Source organism: Variovorax sp. 01N425 (assembly GCF_056399465.1).
Map to the genome: position 1 here is coordinate 1 of NZ_JBFTRJ010000013.1, position 16,247 is coordinate 16,247.

Annotated in this window: 16 protein-coding genes and 1 tRNA gene; 11 read left to right on the forward strand and 6 right to left on the reverse strand. The window is 63.2% G+C overall.

Annotated features, from left to right (window positions below; genetic code table 11):
* The first annotated feature begins 597 nt into the window (after positions 1 to 597).
* The 5 genes from AC1DSC_RS22355 (at position 598) to AC1DSC_RS22375 (ending at position 5,056) form a co-directional block, all read left to right on the forward strand.
* The gene (locus AC1DSC_RS22355) at positions 598 to 1,326 is read left to right on the forward strand and encodes a DUF6882 domain-containing protein (protein WP_436046231.1); all 729 of its coding nucleotides are present in this window, start codon (positions 598 to 600) and stop codon (positions 1,324 to 1,326) included.
* Between the two features lie 353 nt (positions 1,327 to 1,679).
* Entirely contained in the window at positions 1,680 to 2,099 is a 420-nt protein-coding gene (locus AC1DSC_RS22360; protein ID WP_436046386.1) for a DUF6228 family protein, read from the forward strand.
* A 96-nt stretch (positions 2,100 to 2,195) separates the two neighbouring features.
* Complete coding sequence (locus tag AC1DSC_RS22365; protein ID WP_436046233.1) at positions 2,196 to 2,816, forward strand: T6SS immunity protein Tdi1 domain-containing protein; 621 nt, start codon at positions 2,196 to 2,198, stop codon at positions 2,814 to 2,816.
* A gap of 128 nt (positions 2,817 to 2,944) precedes the next feature.
* On the forward strand, positions 2,945 to 3,652 hold the full coding sequence (locus AC1DSC_RS22370; RefSeq protein WP_436046235.1) for a uracil-DNA glycosylase: 708 nt from the start codon (positions 2,945 to 2,947) through the stop codon (positions 3,650 to 3,652).
* 552 nt (positions 3,653 to 4,204) lie between these two features.
* The gene (locus tag AC1DSC_RS22375; RefSeq protein ID WP_436046236.1) at positions 4,205 to 5,056 is read left to right on the forward strand and encodes a hypothetical protein; all 852 of its coding nucleotides are present in this window, start codon (positions 4,205 to 4,207) and stop codon (positions 5,054 to 5,056) included.
* 202 nt (positions 5,057 to 5,258) lie between these two features.
* Here AC1DSC_RS22375 and AC1DSC_RS22380 read toward each other — a convergent pair whose 3' ends face one another.
* The 5 genes from AC1DSC_RS22380 to AC1DSC_RS22400 form a co-directional block, all read right to left on the reverse strand.
* Positions 5,259 to 5,585, reverse strand: coding sequence for a type II toxin-antitoxin system RelE/ParE family toxin (locus AC1DSC_RS22380; RefSeq protein WP_021009181.1), 327 nt, complete (start codon positions 5,583 to 5,585; stop codon positions 5,259 to 5,261).
* Positions 5,582 to 5,863, reverse strand: a complete 282-nt coding sequence (locus AC1DSC_RS22385) for a YlcI/YnfO family protein (RefSeq protein ID WP_196305775.1) — start codon at positions 5,861 to 5,863, stop codon at positions 5,582 to 5,584. Before AC1DSC_RS22385 ends, AC1DSC_RS22380 begins: the two co-directional genes overlap by 4 nt.
* A 259-nt stretch (positions 5,864 to 6,122) precedes the next feature.
* Complete coding sequence (locus tag AC1DSC_RS22390) at positions 6,123 to 7,352, reverse strand: tyrosine-type recombinase/integrase (RefSeq protein WP_478131923.1); 1,230 nt, start codon at positions 7,350 to 7,352, stop codon at positions 6,123 to 6,125.
* Positions 7,353 to 7,527: 175 nt separating this feature from the next.
* Positions 7,528 to 7,602: transfer RNA gene (locus AC1DSC_RS22395), tRNA-Arg, on the reverse strand.
* A gap of 55 nt (positions 7,603 to 7,657) precedes the next feature.
* Positions 7,658 to 7,894, reverse strand: coding sequence for a hypothetical protein (locus tag AC1DSC_RS22400; protein WP_062365471.1), 237 nt, complete (start codon positions 7,892 to 7,894; stop codon positions 7,658 to 7,660).
* A gap of 323 nt (positions 7,895 to 8,217) precedes the next feature.
* On the opposite strand from AC1DSC_RS22400, the gene AC1DSC_RS22405 reads away from it, so the two are divergent.
* The 4 genes from AC1DSC_RS22405 to AC1DSC_RS22420 all read left to right on the forward strand — a co-directional run bounded on the left by AC1DSC_RS22405 (position 8,218) and on the right by AC1DSC_RS22420 (position 12,283).
* Positions 8,218 to 9,240, forward strand: coding sequence for a Bug family tripartite tricarboxylate transporter substrate binding protein (locus AC1DSC_RS22405; RefSeq protein ID WP_413470286.1), 1,023 nt, complete (start codon positions 8,218 to 8,220; stop codon positions 9,238 to 9,240).
* Between the two features lie 115 nt (positions 9,241 to 9,355).
* On the forward strand, positions 9,356 to 9,880 hold the full coding sequence (locus AC1DSC_RS22410; RefSeq protein WP_018906866.1) for a tripartite tricarboxylate transporter TctB family protein: 525 nt from the start codon (positions 9,356 to 9,358) through the stop codon (positions 9,878 to 9,880).
* A gap of 21 nt (positions 9,881 to 9,901) precedes the next feature.
* On the forward strand, positions 9,902 to 11,431 hold the full coding sequence (locus AC1DSC_RS22415) for a tripartite tricarboxylate transporter permease (RefSeq protein ID WP_018906865.1): 1,530 nt from the start codon (positions 9,902 to 9,904) through the stop codon (positions 11,429 to 11,431).
* Between the two features lie 15 nt (positions 11,432 to 11,446).
* Positions 11,447 to 12,283 (forward strand): cytidylate kinase family protein, encoded by an 837-nt coding sequence (locus AC1DSC_RS22420; RefSeq protein ID WP_027729802.1) that lies wholly within the window; start codon positions 11,447 to 11,449, stop codon positions 12,281 to 12,283.
* Between the two features lie 14 nt (positions 12,284 to 12,297).
* On the opposite strand, the gene AC1DSC_RS22425 is transcribed toward AC1DSC_RS22420, so the two are convergent.
* On the reverse strand, positions 12,298 to 12,906 hold the full coding sequence (locus tag AC1DSC_RS22425; protein WP_015867259.1) for a Crp/Fnr family transcriptional regulator: 609 nt from the start codon (positions 12,904 to 12,906) through the stop codon (positions 12,298 to 12,300).
* 156 nt (positions 12,907 to 13,062) lie between these two features.
* Between AC1DSC_RS22425 and oxc the strand changes: the two genes are divergently transcribed.
* Both oxc and frc read left to right on the forward strand, forming a co-directional pair.
* A complete protein-coding gene (gene oxc, locus AC1DSC_RS22430) occupies positions 13,063 to 14,892 on the forward strand; it encodes an oxalyl-CoA decarboxylase (protein WP_015867257.1) in 1,830 nt (609 codons plus the stop codon).
* Positions 14,893 to 14,918: 26 nt separating this feature from the next.
* Positions 14,919 to 16,190 carry a formyl-CoA transferase gene (gene frc / locus AC1DSC_RS22435; protein ID WP_436287978.1) on the forward strand — a complete coding sequence of 424 codons (1,272 nt, stop codon included), beginning with the start codon at positions 14,919 to 14,921 and terminating at the stop codon, positions 16,188 to 16,190.
* The last annotated feature ends 57 nt before the right edge of the window (positions 16,191 to 16,247 follow it).

Genomic DNA, 16,247 nt, shown 5'->3' on the forward strand with positions numbered 1-16,247 from the left:
TTGAGGTCTCGAACATGCAGCTGTTCAGCATGCGGGTCTATCAATCTCTAATGGGGCAGTTGCACCGCCAGCTTCAGGCGATTCCTGAGCCACCGAGGGATAAGAAGCCTTGGTACAAGGTTTGGTAGCCGTTCGCGGAAGTGACGCGCAGCGGGCTACAGTCGGCCAGAACCGGTCGTCTGGCTTCAAGGCAGAATTCGCTAGATAGCAGCCATAGCGACCTCAATGTCAGCCAAGCGAAAAGTTAAGGATGCCCTCAGTGCAGTAGAAGACGCTTTGCGTGCCTTGCAAAGGGCAGCAGAAGCAGCGCCGGGCGAGGCCAATATTGCGCGCGCCATCCGGGAGCTTCGAGACGCCGAAACTCTTCTTGAACGAGCAGCCAGAGAAGTTGGTCGCTTGGAGTCGCAGTAGCGCGCCGAGCGGTTGCGCGGGCCGTAGTCGGCCACAAGCAGACGCTTGCCGAGATGTTCTGAATCGCTCCGAGGCAGTCATTCGCGCAATCGTGGCGATGCGCGAACACGACTTTCTCTCGCGTGTCGAGGATGCGCGGAAAGTCCTGACCTTCAACAGAACAACCGACATCGACCATAAATCAGCATGAGCACATTTCAAGACCATTTTGCAGACCACGCGGCTTCCTCGTTCGCCAGACAAATTGCATTGGGCGATGTAATTGGTGAAAGGCCCTGGGGCATTGACATGCAGAAAGGCCTGTTGCGCTTCGGCGATGACCTGGAATACCCCGTGCAACTGCTCGGCACGCATGCCTTCGAACCCCGCACATGGCTGTGGGTCTGGGCCAACACGCAGAGCAATCTTCCGCCGCAACTCACTGAGGCCGCCTTGCGCATCCGGCAGCTCGGTGAGGCGCAGACCGTAGAGGCGTTCACCCAACCTTCGCTGCAACTGGACGACATCACCGATCACATGATCGCCATGACCTGCAGCGGCCTAGAGGGAGGCCGCTGCTATTACCGCGCGCCTTACGACGGCGGCGCACTGTTCGTGCTGCTCGACGACGTGCCGGCCGAGGTGCTGGCGCCGGTGTCGCTGCCCCGCGTGAACACGGTGCTGATGGAAGTAATCTCGCAGTTCGACGTGGACCATCGCCGAATGGTGACAAGTTTTCTGCGGCAGCAAGGGTTACATGCGGCATCCAACGGGGCGGGGGGCATCCGCGCCGAGAGAGCGGGCGAAGGACACATCGAGATCAGCTTCGACGAACTCGGCCGCATCTCGAATGTCGCTGCAACGCTAGGACCGGCCGCGTCGGCACCGAGCACGCAGGCTGCACCGAAGAAGTCGCGGTGGCAGTTCTGGAAATAAGTGCTCGCGTCGCGCGACGACCATTGGAAGCACTCCGGAGGTGTCCGTCCGCTGTGGTTCGCAGGCAGAGGTCCTTCGAGACTTAGGCAGACTTCTTCGGGTGACACGTTCCGTTTTGCGTCCATTGAAGTTTCCATAGAAGTGACGTTCGATGATGCCTGTGAACGCTGACCAGCTTGGCATCGGAGGCGCACACTCGTGAACTACTCCGCGCCGAGCGGCCGCTTTGGAGAGTTCCCGACGACCGGTCAGGGGCTGACGCCGCTGGCAATGCTTCGGCTACATTCGGCCATCACCAGACCTTCGCGACGCAGGCAGAATTCGCCTCTAAGCTGACGTTCACGAAGGAAAGCATGGGCGAATTTATAGTGACCTCGGAGCGCGAGGCGAAGCTTCGGTTCCACTCTCGTCGGTATCAACGACGAGGAAGCCTCGTTAGCTACGATGTGACCCTTGAGGGTCATCGGTTCAGTGCGACTGCGCGAGTTGGCAATTCGGAGCTCGGAACGTCGCCCGTGGTGCTGTTCAATGAGATGGTCACCGAACCGTCTGGCTGGGAGGGTGAGAAATCTTGGACTGCCCTGGACGGGGAGATGAGCATGGTGGCAACTACCGACTCGCTTGGGCACGTCAATCTTGAAGTCAATCTGGACCCGAGAGACGGACCTCCCGAGTGGTACGTTCGTCTAACGATGGTCCTTGAGGTGGGAAGCCTGGAGCAACTCGCCGCGGAGGCAGGAGCATTCTTCGGCCAACACGAAGTCCGGCCATAGAGCCGCACCCGGCCAGAACCGGTCACTCAGCGATGAACCAGAATCTACCCGGAAGCGGACGGTGGCCGCGTCACACACCGAGTTCAAGGACTTCCAGTGTTCGAAATCTTTAGGGATGCGTTCCAGCGAGACAAGCGCGAAGACCTCACTTCCGTGGGAACCGCTCCGAGGTCGGGGAACTTGGAGGTGGACCAGCTGTTGGAGCAGTACGGCGGAAGCTCTTTCGACCAGGGCATGTATCGCGTCATTTCAGCTGGCGCCGTAGCGCGTTGGGCCGAGCGGGCGACCAACGCGTTTCCTGGTTTCGCAGGCCGAGTCACACCGTTCGGAGCCGATTGGCTGGGCCGACTGTTTGCGCTGGACTCAGGTCGTCGCGTCGACGGCAGACCGGCAGTCGTGATGCTGGAGCCGGGAACGGGGCAAGCGCTTGAGGTGCCCTGTCGTCTCGTTGCGTTCCATGACGCCGAACTCGTCGAGTACAGGGAAGAGGCGCTGGCCGAAAGCTTCTTCAAGCAATGGCGATTAGCGGGCGGTGCTGCGCCTCGCATCAGTCAATGTGTCGGGTACAAGCGGCCTCTCTTCCTGGGAGGCTCTGACACAACGGACAACCTTGAACTCGTGAACCTTGAGGTGTACTGGGAGATTTCGACGCAGTTGCTCGACCAGACTCGAAATTTGCCCATCGGCACCCGCGTGAACGACATCAACATTCGTTGAGAATGCCGCCGCCCGTTCAGAGATGGCGCTATCGGCCACAACCGGACCTTCACAGGCCGGTTAGATTCACGTCTTATGACATCGTTATACACACCTCTCGATCGCCGTCGACAGGCAGGAGATCAAGCTTGAATGCGCTGGATCTGTTTGTCGACCGCGTGCGTGCTCAGTGGCCCGACCGGAAAGTTCCGGCCTTTGATCCTAAGGACGGCGGTGCGGCGGCCAAGGTTCTCTTCCTGCTCGAAGCACCCGGGCCGCGCGCCGTTAAATCGGGCTTGATCTCTCGCAACAACCCTGATCAGACAGCCAGAGCCTTCAACGAGCTGCTTGCGGAAGCGAGTATCTTCCCTGCTGAAACTCTCCTCTGGAACGTTGTGCCCTGGTATATCGGCAACCCCGAACTTACGAAGATCCGGCCTGCGCGCGTAGCCGATCTCAAGCAAGCTGAGCCTCATCTGGCTGAGCTTCTCGGACTGCTTCAAGCGTTGCGCGCTGTCGTTCTCGTGGGCCGCAAGGCTCGACACAAGAGCGTGAGGACGCTGATCGAACGCAAAGCCGGCGGCAGGATCGAAGTGTTCGAGTGCTATCACCCATCGCCCCTGGTGCTCAACGGCAGGCCCCACAACCGTACGAAGATCCTCGACGAACTGAAGAAGGTGCGCCGCGCTCTGGACAACGAAGTTGTCGCATCTACAGCGGCGCCATTGAATCCGTCCGCAACGGCGACCGCAACAGATGAGGTCCCGAAGGCCTCAGACGCCGGCGGGGCGTTTCGCGCAAGCGTCGCAGCCGGCGGCAACGACGGCCCGGCTTCGCGAGCAGCGCGTGCGAGATGACAAAATCATCGGCTGAATTCGGCCAGAGCGGTCATTCGTCCTCGGCGGCCGATTTCCGCTCATGCGGTGCTTGTACGATCGCCGTCGCGCTCGCGCGCAGGAGGAAAGCAACATGAAGACCAACCTAGCCCCAAGGCTGTGAAGCACAGTCTCGTAGCCGCAGCACTGATGCTGTCAGGCGTTTACGCATCCGCACAGCAAGCGTCTTCAACTGGCGCAATGGAGTATGTGACGACGATCACGGGGCAGCAGGGAGTGAGGTGCGGCTACTAGTACAACGGGCAGCCATTCAGTCGGGTATTCAGGGGCACCACTTGCCCGCGAGTGGTCGATGTAGAAGTTCCGCAATCGGCTTCATCAACGCTCGCCGACTGCGAGGGCATCAGCCCATCGTTGTACCAGCAGTGTGTCCGAGCAGCCGGGCCGACTCCGCTCTCTCAATGCGAGGGACTGAGCTTCGATTTGTACCAAGTGTGCGTCCAGCGGGCTGGCCGTCGCTAGGCCAATGCACGGGGCGGCTGCCCGATCCATGGTCCTGCGACACTTGGGCGCATGACCTTCCTTCGCTTCAATCGCCTCTACGTGATCGAATCGCTTGAAGCGCACGAAGTCCCGACTGGCACGATCCTGTTCAACTACCTACAGCCGGTAGTCGAGGCAGCGGACTTCGAGCTGCCTATGGGCCTATACGCGTGTCAAGACGCACAAGGCTTCCGCAACATCGCCGCCGAAGTGCTCGCGAATTCGCTGGACGGACATCTGCCGTGGATTCACATCGAATGCCACGGTTCGGAAGATGGCTTGATTTTTGCGAACGGGAGTGAGATCGGCTGGCCGGAACTATGCGACCTCTTACGGCCGATTAACCAAGCGTGCGGCTTTCAATTATTCGTCGCATTGGCGTGCTGCTACGGCGGCGGAATCGTGAGCGGCATCGACACCGGAAACGGCGCTCCCTGCTTGGGCTTGACAGGCCCATCGGACGAAGTCGATCCCGGCGAGCTTTTAGGCCATTTCCGCGACTTCTATCGGGAGTTGATCGCGACGACTGACATCGGTCCCGCATTGCGAAGTTGGAAGAGTCGGAGCTTGTCCAACGGGCAGATGGCGACCGTCACGGCTGAAGTCTGGTGGCGCGGCCTAATGTCGCGCTACCTCGCCACCCATGCGAGCCGAGCGGGCGTCGCGGCCACCGCTCGGCGTCAGCGAAAGATTTTGGCGGAAGAAGGCAAGGTGGAATCAGTTGGCGCACTCAAGCGAAAGTTCATTCGGCGTCTGCCAGACGTCGTGGACGCTCGCTTTGAAGCGTATTTCATGATTGATGAAGTGCCGGCCAATGCCCGGCGCTTTGAAAAGGCTCACGCGGAAGTTAGGGCGGAAGTTCAAGCCAATTTGAATCGCTGAGAACAAAAATGCCGCCGCATTGGGAGTGGTGCGGTTAAGGGCCAGGAGGCACGCGCTCAACGTTGTTGTCGCGACTGACTGCATTGGGCCCACAAGAGACATAGCAGCATCTCTGGAGAAGTCATTCAAATTGCGGAGACTGTCGCGCGCCTCTCAGCCAGATCGTCGTGCCACCCCACAGTGACTTACGGCCGCATTGGGCTCAGTGGTAGTCCTCTTCGCGCTGATGACGAATTGCCAACACCCTGACTTCCCGCCCTGGAAGGATTTCGTAGAGGGCCACATAGCCTGTGGAACCAAGCCCTACGATTAACTCTCGGCGCGTTGTACGCCTGCCGTCGCTCGCTTTCCGATACGCCCAAGGATTCTCGGCCAGCCGCTTCTTGATACTGGTGCGAAGCTGGTGCAGTACATGCTGAGCATGGTCCAGTTCCTCCAAGGTCTCTGACCGTGCGACGAGGAACTCAAACAACCGCTCAAGGTCATCCTCGGCTTGCGGGGTCATCTCAACCCCGAACAACTCAGTCACGTGCCAGGGCCTTGCAATTTGCGACGTCGTGCATCAATGCGGGCCTGGAGGCGGTCAAACACTTCGTCCACGGGGCGTGAAACACCGGTTCGCAGGTAGTCCTGCCAAGCGGCCTCGCCACGCGCATGGAAGTCGGTTTGGACGCGACGGAAGTCAACTGCTCGGCGCACGGCATCGGCCACAAAGGTGCTGATGGTTTCCTCTTCACCCAGGACCGCTTCGAGCTCGGCACGCAGTTCCGGCTCAACGCGAACGGCAGGTAAGGTGCACGATTTCATGGCCGTAAGCGTAGCACATTTGTAATGCGTTTGCCACTTTGTCCCGGTGCCGACATTGGAAGGTGACTTCGAGTGTCTGGTCCTGGCTGAGCCGGCTGTGGTCAACGCGCGGCGTCGGAACGGGCGCGCGGCGCACTGCGAGCAGCACAGCAGTTCGCGGCAGGCGTCCGAAGCGGTTTGCCCCAGATTGCGGCGCACCTGCGCGCGCGATGTCGAGGCACTCATCTAGCCGGCTTGGAAGGAGCGCGCGGACTTGGCGCTATGTCATCTGGCGCGGCTTCAACGGAATCACGTCGGCACCGATGCGCAGCTTGTCCAGGTAGTCCGCCCAGCGCTGCATCATTTCCCGGCGCGCGGGGAGATGCGCGGTGCGGTTGTACGCACGACCGTTGGTATCCCGGACCATGTGGGAGAGCTGGTGCTCGATGAAGTCCACACGCTCGCCAAGCACCTCGTCCATGATCGTCCGCGCGGTTGCCCTGAAGCCGTGGGCCGTGTGGACTTCGGCGCTGTAGCCCATTCCACGCAGGGCGGCATTGATGGTGTTCTCGCTCATGGGGCGTTCACCCGTCCGTATGCTCGGAAACACAAACCGTCCATGCCCTGTGATCGGGTGGAGGTCGCGCAGGATCTCCACCGCCTGGGTTGCGAGCGGCACGACGTGATCGACCTTCATTTTCATCTTCGAGCCGGCGATGCGCCACTCGGCCGCGTCCAGGTCGATCTCAGCCCATTCCGCGGTGCGCAACTCGCCAGGGCGGACAAACAGCAGAGGGGAGAGCCTCAGCGCGGCAACGGTCGTGGGGTGGCCGCTGTAGGCATGGATCGAGCGCATGAGGTCTCCGACTCGCTTGGGCTCGGTAATGGCGGCGAAGTGCCTGGTCGCTTTCGAGGCCAGAGCTTCGCTCAGATCGGCGGTGACGTCCCGCTCTGCCAGTCCTGACACCACCGCGAAGCGAAACACCTGCCCGCAAAGCTGCTTGACGCGATGGGCGGTATCGATGGCGCCGCGTGCTTCCAGCTTGCGGACAACCCGCTCCAGAATGTCCCGCGGACCGATGGTGGACATGGGCATCTTGCCGATGAAGGGGAACGCGTCCTTCTCGAGCCACGTCTTGACCTTGAGCTGCGTTCCGCTCGCTCGTTTGGCGGCAGTCTTTCCCAGCCACTCGCGCGCAACCGCCTCGAACGTATTCGCCGCCGCGTCGGCTCGGGCTCTCTTTTCTTCGCGCTTGGCCGCGCTCGGGTCCGTCCCGTCGGCCAGCAGTTCGCGGGCGGCGGCGCGGCGATCCCGAGCTTTGGCCAGCGAGACCTCCGGGTAGGTTCCCAGCGCCAGCGTTTTCCGCTTGCCGACGAAGGTGTAATCCATTCGCCAGTATTTCCCGGCAGTCTTCACCAGCAGGTACATGCCGGCGCCGTCGGCATATTTGTCGCCGTTGGCCTTCCCGGTGGGCTTCACCTGCCGAACAAACGTGTCTGTCAGCGCCATCTCTTCTCCTCAACGGTATCTCGTCACGGGGATTTCCGGGATACCGACAAAAATGACGGTATTTCCGGGCGATGGGATGCTACGCCGCGTGTCGTCGCGAGGCAAAGAAAAACCCGCTACGCCTAGAGAGCGTGCGGGTTTCTGATGTGGGCTGAGACGCCGTGAATCGGGTCCTTGGTGCCTTCGACAGGAATCGAACCTGTATCTGAGTCTTAGGAGGACCCCGTTCTATCCATTGAACTACGAAGACGGAGGGCGGCCCGGACTTTACCAGTTTGGCGCCGTGCCGCCGCGCAGAGGCCGGTTCAGCGCAGGCCGATGCGCGAGGCGTGCCAGCGCAGCACGTCGGCGCGCAGCGGGTCGGAGGCCTCGATGCGGTCGGCGCGCACCTGCAGCGCGCGCATCTGCTCGACTTCCTCGATCACCTTGCCGGGGCTGAGCAAGGCCTGAACGAGCACGCTGGCCTCTTCGGCGAGCGCCTTGAGCGCGCCAGCCAAGCCACCAGATGCGCTCGTGCTGGACGATCGGTCAAGGGTAGACATACGGAAACTCCTGGGATTCGTTGGTCGGGAAATGACCGCCATTTTAGGGTTTACCCGAATCCCGCCCGAATGCGAGGAAAAACTGAATCCGGCCGGTGCTGCCACAGGCCTTTCGCTCGTGTGCAATTCCTCCCGCGCAGCCTGCTCGGCGGGGCTCGCCCGCCCTCGCTCGGCACGGGCTAACCCCAAGACAAAATCTTTGAAAAGTTGACCAGGGTCAAGCAGGCTAAGTTCTTCCTGCGCGCACCATCGCGCCTGTTCGCATCGGCTCAGATCCCATAAAAAAAAGAGCGCACTTACACCGGAGAACAGGAGACAACATGATGAAGAACTTCTTTTCGCGCACCCGCGCTTGCCGGGCCTCAGTCTTCACTGCGGCCATGCTGGCGCTGGCGGCTGCCACGCCAGCTTCCGCATGGGAGCCCACCAAGCCGGTGGAGTTCGTGATCCCGGCGGGCACCGGCGGCGGCGCCGACCAGATGGGCCGGCTGCTGCAGGGCATCGTCATCAAGTACAAGCTGATGAAGGAGCCGCTGATCGTCGTCAACAAGTCGGGCGGCGCGGGGGCCGAGGGCTTTCTTGCGGTGAAGGAAGCCAAGGGCGATCCGCACAAGATCATCATCTCGCTGTCCAACCTGTTCACCACGCCCATGGCCACCGGCGTGCCCTTCAACTGGAAGGACATGACGCCCGTCGCGATGATGGCGCTCGACCAGTTCGTGCTGTGGACCAATGCCGAGCAGCCGTACAAGAACGCCTCCGAGTTCATTGCGGCGGCCAAGGCGGCGGGCCCGAGCAAGTTCAAGATGGCTGGCACCGGCTCCAAGCAGGAAGACCAGATCATCACGGTGGCGCTGGAGAAGGCCACTGGCACCAAGTTCATCTACGTGCCGTTCAAGGGCGGCGGCGAGGTGGCGGTGCAGCTGGTGGGCGGGCACGTGCAATCGACGGTCAACAACCCGATCGAGGCGGTGGCCCAGTGGCGTGCGGGCAAGCTGCGCGCACTGTGCGTGTTCGACGACCAGCGCATGCCGTTCAAGGCCAAGGTGACGGAGACGCAGTCGTGGAACGATGTCCCCACCTGCAAGGAAGCGGGCGTTCCCACCAAGTACACGATGCTGCGCGGCATCTTCATGCCCGCCGGCGTGACGCCCGAGCAGCTCGCCTTCTATGTGGACCTGCTGACCAAGATCGCCGCCACGCCGGACTGGAAGGAGTACATGGAGAAGGGTGCCTTCAACCCGACCTTCATGACCGGCGACGCGTTCACCAAATGGCTCACGGAAGCGGAAGCAACGCACCGCACGCTGATGACGGAAGCCGGCTTCCTGGCCAGCAGCAAGTAGCAATCACCGAGCGTCGCGCGGCGCTCCTTGCCCTGATGAGACGGCCGCCGGCAGGGCGGCGGGCGGAGCGCTGCACTTCGGGTTTCACGGCATGCACACGAATGATGGGGACTCCATGGAGCACGACGAGAATTCAGCAGACGGGCCGGTGCGCACCGGCGTAGCGACCCACGTGGTCGAGGCCGTGGTCGCACTGGTCCTGGTGGCCATCGGCCTGGTGGTGATCTACGAGAGCCAGAGGCTGGGCTCGGGCTGGACCAGCGACGGTCCGGGCGCGGGGTACTTCCCCTTCTACATCGGCGTGATCATCACGATTTCCGGCGCCGGCATCCTGTACCAGGCATTGCTGGGCAAGAACAGGAAGACCGAGGTCTTCGTCGACTCGGTGCAGCTCAAGCGCGTGCTGTCGGTGCTGCTGCCGGCCACGGTGTACGTGGGGGCGATCTCGCTGCTCGGCATCTACGTGGCGTCGGCGATCTACATCGCGCTGTTCATGGTGTTCCTGGGCAAGTACTCGTGGGTGAAGAGTGCCATTGCGGCGCTGGTCGTCAACACGGTGTTCTTCTGCATGTTCGAGGTGTGGTTCAAGGTGCCGCTGTTCAAGGGCGCATTCGATCCTCTCCGGTTTCTCGGCTACTGAATCTCACGGAGCAAATGCGAAATGGATGAAATCAGTGCCCTGATGCAGGGCTTCTCGGTAATCCTCACGCCGATGAACATCGGCCTGATGTTCGTCGGCATCATCCTGGGCGTGCTGATCGGCGTGCTCCCGGGCTTGGGCGGCGCCAACGGGGTGGCGATCCTGCTGCCCCTCACGTTCACGATGTCGCCGACCTCGGCAATCATCATGCTGTCGTGCATCTACTGGGGTGCGCTGTTCGGCGGGGCCATCACCTCCATCCTGTTCAACATCCCGGGAGAGCCGTGGTCGGTGGCCACCACCTTCGACGGCTATCCGATGGCGCAGCAGGGCAATGCGGGCGCCGCGCTGACCACGGCCTTCACCTCGTCGTTCGTGGGTGCGCTGCTGGCGGTGATCATGATCACCTTCCTGGCGCCGCTGGTGGCCAAGTTCGCGCTCAAGTTCGGCTCGCCCGAATTCTTTGCGGTGTACCTGCTGACCTTCTGCAGCTTCGTGGGCATGGGCAAGGGCTCGCCGTTCAAGATCCTGGCGTCGATGGCGCTCGGCTTCGCGCTGGCCAGCGTGGGCATGGACACGGTCACGGGCCAGCTGCGGCTCACCTTCGGCCAGCCCGAGCTGATGCGCGGCTTCGACTTCCTGATTGCGGTGATCGGCCTGTTCGGCATCGGCGAGATCCTGCTGTCGATGGAGGAGGGCCTGAAGTTCTCGGGCAAGAGCGCGAAGATCGATCCCAAGGTGGTGCTGCAGACCTGGAAGCAGCTGCCGCAGTACTGGGTGACCTCGCTGCGCAGTTCGCTGATCGGCATCTGGATGGGCATCACGCCCGGCGGTGCGACACCGGCTTCGTTCATGGCCTATGGCCTGGCCAAGAAGATGTCCAAGCGCGGCTCCAAGTTCGGCACCGGCCAGATGGAAGGCGTGGTGGCCCCCGAGACCGCGGCGCACGCCGCGGGCACCAGCGCGCTGCTGCCGATGCTGGCGCTGGGCATTCCGGGTTCGCCCACCGCCGCGGTGCTGCTGGGCGGCCTGCTGATCTGGGGCCTGCAGCCCGGCCCGCTGCTATTTGTCGAGCAGAAGGACTTCGTCTGGGGCCTGATCGCCAGCATGTACCTGGGCAACATCGTGGGCCTGATCGTGGTGCTGAGCACGGTGCCGCTGTTCGCCTCGATCCTGCGCATTCCGTTCTCGATCATCGCGCCGGTGATCATCGTGATCTGCGCCATCGGCGCCTACACGGTGCACAACGCGATGCTCGACATCTGGTTCATGCTCGGCTTCGGCGTGGTGGGCTACCTGTTCAAGAAGCTCGACTTCCCGCTGGCGCCGCTGGTGCTGGCGCTGGTGCTCGGCGACAAGGCGGAAGACTCGTTCCGCCAGGCCATGCTGGTCTCGCAGGGCGACGTGACGATCATGTTTTCGAACCCGCTGGTCGGCGGCATCACCACCCTGGCGCTCGTGCTGCTGTTCTGGCCGCTCATTTCCAAGGTGCTGGCTTTCGTCAAGCCCAAGAAGCCCGACGAGTTCGCCGTCGAGCGCCCGGTGGACTGAACGGAGAACAACCACATGCCAGTGATCGCACTCACCCAGGAGATGGGTTCCCTTGCCAAGGACGTGTCGCTTCGGCTTGCCGAAACGCTCGGCCTCGCGGTCATGCGCCACGAGACGATCGAGCGCGTGGCCGACCGCATGCAGGTGCCGACCAGCTTCATCGGCCGCCTGCGCGACGGCAAGGCCGGTTTTGTCGAGCGGTTCACCGCCGACCGGCGCAGCCTGGCGCTCTACACGGCCGAGGAACTCTTTGCGCTGGCCGACCGCGGCAACGTGGTGCTGCGCGGTTGGGGCGCGACCTGCCTGCTGCGGCCGGTGCCGCACGTGGTGTGCGTGCGCATCACGCGCTCGATGAAGAAGCGGGTCGAATGGCTGATGGCGCACCTCGAAACCGACGATGCCGAGTTTGCCGAAGCCGAGATCCGGCGCAGCGACGACGCGCACGCCGCGCGCATGCATGCGCAGTTCGGCGTGACCTGGGGCGACCCGGTGCTCTACGACCTGGTGCTCAACACGGACCGCCTCTCGGTGGACAGCTGCGTGGCGCAGATCCGCGCGCTGGTGGAGCGCCCCGAGTTTGCCGAGACGCCGGCCTCGCGCGCGCTCCTGGCCAACATGGCGCTCGCGGCGCGGGTGAAGTCGGCGCTCAAGGACAACGAGGCGACCGGCGACATCCGCGTGACCGTCGAGGCCGACCAGGGCAAGGTCAAGCTGAGCGGCATCGTGCTCGATGCACAGGAGCGCGCGCTCACGCAGGAGGTGGCCTCCAAGGTCGACGGCGTGAGCGGCGTCGACAACGCGCTGCGCCTGATGACCGTTCCGCGCCGCTTCGCGTCGGCCAAGCAGACCTGAAAAGGTTGGGCGAGCTAGATCTTCCCGCGCTTGCGCAGGCGGCTCAGGGTTTCTGCGGAGAGATTGAGGTACGACGCCAGCTCCTTGCTGGGAATGCGGTCTTCCAGCTCGGGGTGCTTGCGCATGAAGCGGTGCACGCGGCCGGGGGCGTCGAGCAGATGCAGCGTGATGGTGTGCGCCATGATTTCGCTCATGCCGCGCATCACGCAGTATTCGAACAGTTCCTTGGTCTCGGGGTGGCGGTCCAGGAACGCGATCCACTCCTTCAGCGGCAGGCTGGCCACGCGGGCCTTGGTGACGCAGACGATGCCGTAGGGCGTGGGCGTGCCCAGCCGCAGCGCCGCATAGCTGGTTTCCATGTCGTGCGCATCGGCAAAGCGCAGGATCATTTCCTTGCCCTCGGGGTTGCTCACCACCCGCTTGAGGATGCCGTCGAGGATGAAGTACTGCTCCATCTCGCGCACGCCCTGGTGCAGCAGGAAATCGCCCTTGTTGCCGTCCACGATGACGAGATGGGTTTCCAGCTCGGCGCGCTCGCTCTCGCTCAGGTCCTTGAGAAGGATGTTCTGCCGGAGCTGCGCACGAATGATGTTCTTCTCCGGGTGGTTTTCCAACAGCGTCATGGGTCCCGTCTTGCTCGAATGCGCAACAACAACTTCTGGTTCATCTGGCCGGTGCCGTTTTCCGGAAAGTTGACCGAGGTCAACGCCCGAAAGCATGCCCCCGAATCATAGTCCCGGCTCGGGCCTCGGCCATTCAACCAAGCAAGAAGGAGAGACATGTCTTCAGTAAGAACGGACAAAGAGGCATCCACCACCCTGGACGACGCCCTCAAGCCCAAGAACAGGGCAAACGACGGCGATGCGGTCGTGGTGGCCCTCAAGCACCCTGCCGACGAGGCATCGGCGGCGCACGAAACGACCATCGACGGCTTCCACCTGGTCATCGATGCGCTCAAGCTGAACGACATCGACACCATCTTCGGCCTGCCGGGCATTCCCATCACCGACCTCACGCGCATGGCGCAGGCCGAGGGCCTGCGGGTCATCTCGTTCCGCCATGAGCAGCATGCGGGCAACGCCGCCGCCGCGGCCGGCTTCCTCACGCAGAAGCCCGGCATCTGCCTGACGGTGTCGGCGCCCGGCTTCCTGAACGGCCTCACGGCGCTGGCCAATGCCACCACCAACTGCTTCCCGATGATTCTCATCAGCGGCTCGAGCGAGCGCGAGATCGTCGACCTGCAGCAGGGCGACTATGAAGAGATGGACCAGCTCGCGATCGCCAAGCCGCTGTGCAAGGCGGCCTTCCGCGTGCTGCATGCGCAGGACATCGGCGTGGGCATCGCACGCGCCATCCGCGCGGCGCTGTCGGGCCGCCCGGGCGGCGTGTACCTGGACCTGCCGGCCAAGCTGTTCGCGCAGACCATGGAGGCCGAAGCCGGCCGCCGCTCGCTCATCAAGGTGGTCGATCCCGCGCCGCGCCAGATTCCCGCGCCCGACGCGGTCAAGCGTGCGCTCGACCTGCTCAAGGGCGCCAAGAAGCCGCTCATCCTGCTGGGCAAGGGCGCGGCCTACGCGCAGGCCGATGCCGACATCCGCGCGCTGGTCGAGAAGACCGGCATTCCCTACCTGCCGATGTCGATGGCCAAGGGCCTCTTGCCCGACACGCATGCGCAGTCGGCCGCGGCCGCGCGCTCCTACGTGCTGCAGGAAGCCGACGTGGTGATGCTGGTGGGCGCGCGCCTGAACTGGCTGCTGTCGCACGGCAAGGGCAAGACCTGGGGCCAGGACAAGGGCGCCAAGCAGTTCATCCAGATCGACATCGCGCCGACCGAGATCGACAGCAACGTGGCCATTGCCGCGCCGGTGATCGGCGACATCGGCTCCTGCGTGGCGGCGCTGCTCGCGGGCGTGGATGCCAAGTGGGCCAAGCCGCCGGCCGAATGGACTGGCGCCATCGCCGAGCGCAAGGACAAGAACCTCTCGAAGATGGCCGTCACGCTGGCTGCACGGCCTTCGCCGATGAACTTCCACAGCGCGCTCAGCGTGATCCGCGACCAGGTGAAGGCGCGGCCCGACGCCATCGTGGTGAACGAAGGCGCCAACACGCTGGACTTCGCGCGCAGCATCGTCGACATGTACGAGCCGCGCAAGCGCCTGGACGTGGGCACCTGGGGAATCATGGGCATCGGCATGGGCTTTGCCGTGGCGGCCGCGGTGGTCACCGACAAGCCGGTGATCGCCATCGAGGGCGACAGCGCCTTCGGCTTCAGCGGCATGGAGGTGGAGACCATCTGCCGCTACAACCTGCCCATTTGCATCGTCGTGTTCAACAACAACGGCGTCTACCGCGGCACCGACGTGAACGCGAGCGGCACGCCCGACGTGGCGCCCACCGTGTTCGTGAAGAACGCGCGCTACGACAAGCTGATGGAAGCCTTCGGCGGCGTGGGCGTCAATGCCACCACCGCGGACGAATTGCAGAAGGCGCTGGCCGAAGCCGTGGCTTCGCGCCGTCCGACCCTCATCAATGCCGTGATCGACGAGACCGCCGGCACCGAAAGCGGCCGCATCACCAGTCTGAACCCCAGCACGGCGAAGAAGAAGTAACCCAGCATCCTCAAGGAGAACCTCAAATGAGCAACAAACCCCTCAACGGCATCAAGATCATCGACTTCACGCACGTGCAGGCTGGCCCGGCCTGTACCCAGATGCTGGCCTGGTTCGGCGCCGACGTGATCAAGGTCGAGCGCCCGGGCGCCGGCGACGTCACCCGCAGCCAGCTGCGCGACATCCCGAACGTCGACGCGCTGTACTTCACCATGCTCAACAGCAACAAGCGCTCGATCACGCTGGACACGAAGAAGCCCGAGGGCAAGGCCGTGCTGGAAAAGCTGATCCGCGAATCCGACGTGCTGGTGGAGAACTTCGGCCCCGGCGCGCTCGACCGCATGGGCTTCACCTGGGCGCGCATCCAGGAGCTGAACCCCAAGATGATCGTCGCCTCGGTCAAGGGCTTCAGCGACGGCCACCACTACGAGGACCTGAAGGTCTACGAGAACGTGGCGCAGTGCGCCGGCGGCGCCGCCTCCACCACCGGCTGGTGGAAGGGCGAGAACTCGGTGCCGACGATCTCGGCCGCCGCGCTGGGCGACTCCAACACCGGCATGCACCTGGCCATCGGCATCCTGACGGCCATCATCGGCCGCCAGCAGACCGGCAAGGGCCAGAAGGTGGCCTGCTCGATGCAGGACGCCGTGCTCAACCTGTGCCGCGTGAAGATGCGCGACCAGCAGCGCCTGGACAACGTGGGCTACCTGGAGGAATACCCGCAGTACCCGCACGAGATGGACGCCTTCAAGGACAAGGTGGTGCCGCGCGGCGGCAACGCCGGCGGCGGCGGCCAGCCGGGCTGGATCCTGAAGTGCAAGGGCTGGCAGACCGACCCCAACGCCTACATCTACTTCACGGTGCAGGGCCACGCCTGGGACCCGATCTGCGACGCGCTCGGCAAGCCCGAGTGGAAGACCGATCCCGACTACATGACCCCCAAGGCCCGCCAGCCGCACATCGACCAGATCTTCGCCACCATCGAGGACTTCATCAAGGACAAGACCAAGTTCGAGGCGGTGGACATCTTCCGCAAGCACGACATTCCCTGCGCCCCGGTGCTGTCGATGAAGGAACTGCTGCACGACGAGTCGCTGCGCAAGAGCGGCTCCATCGTCGAAGTGCCGCACAAGGAGCGCGGCAGCTACTGGACCATCGGCAGCCCGATCAAGTTCTCGGACCTCAAGCCCGAGGTCACCGCCTCGCCGCTGCTGGGCGAGCACACCGACGAGGTGCTGGCGGAACTGGGCTACACCAAGCAGCAGATCGACAATCTCAAGGAAGCAAAAGCCGTGTAGCGGCTCCCCCGGCGCCGCCCGTTCGAAGACGCGGGCGGCGCCGGGAAATCGACATGA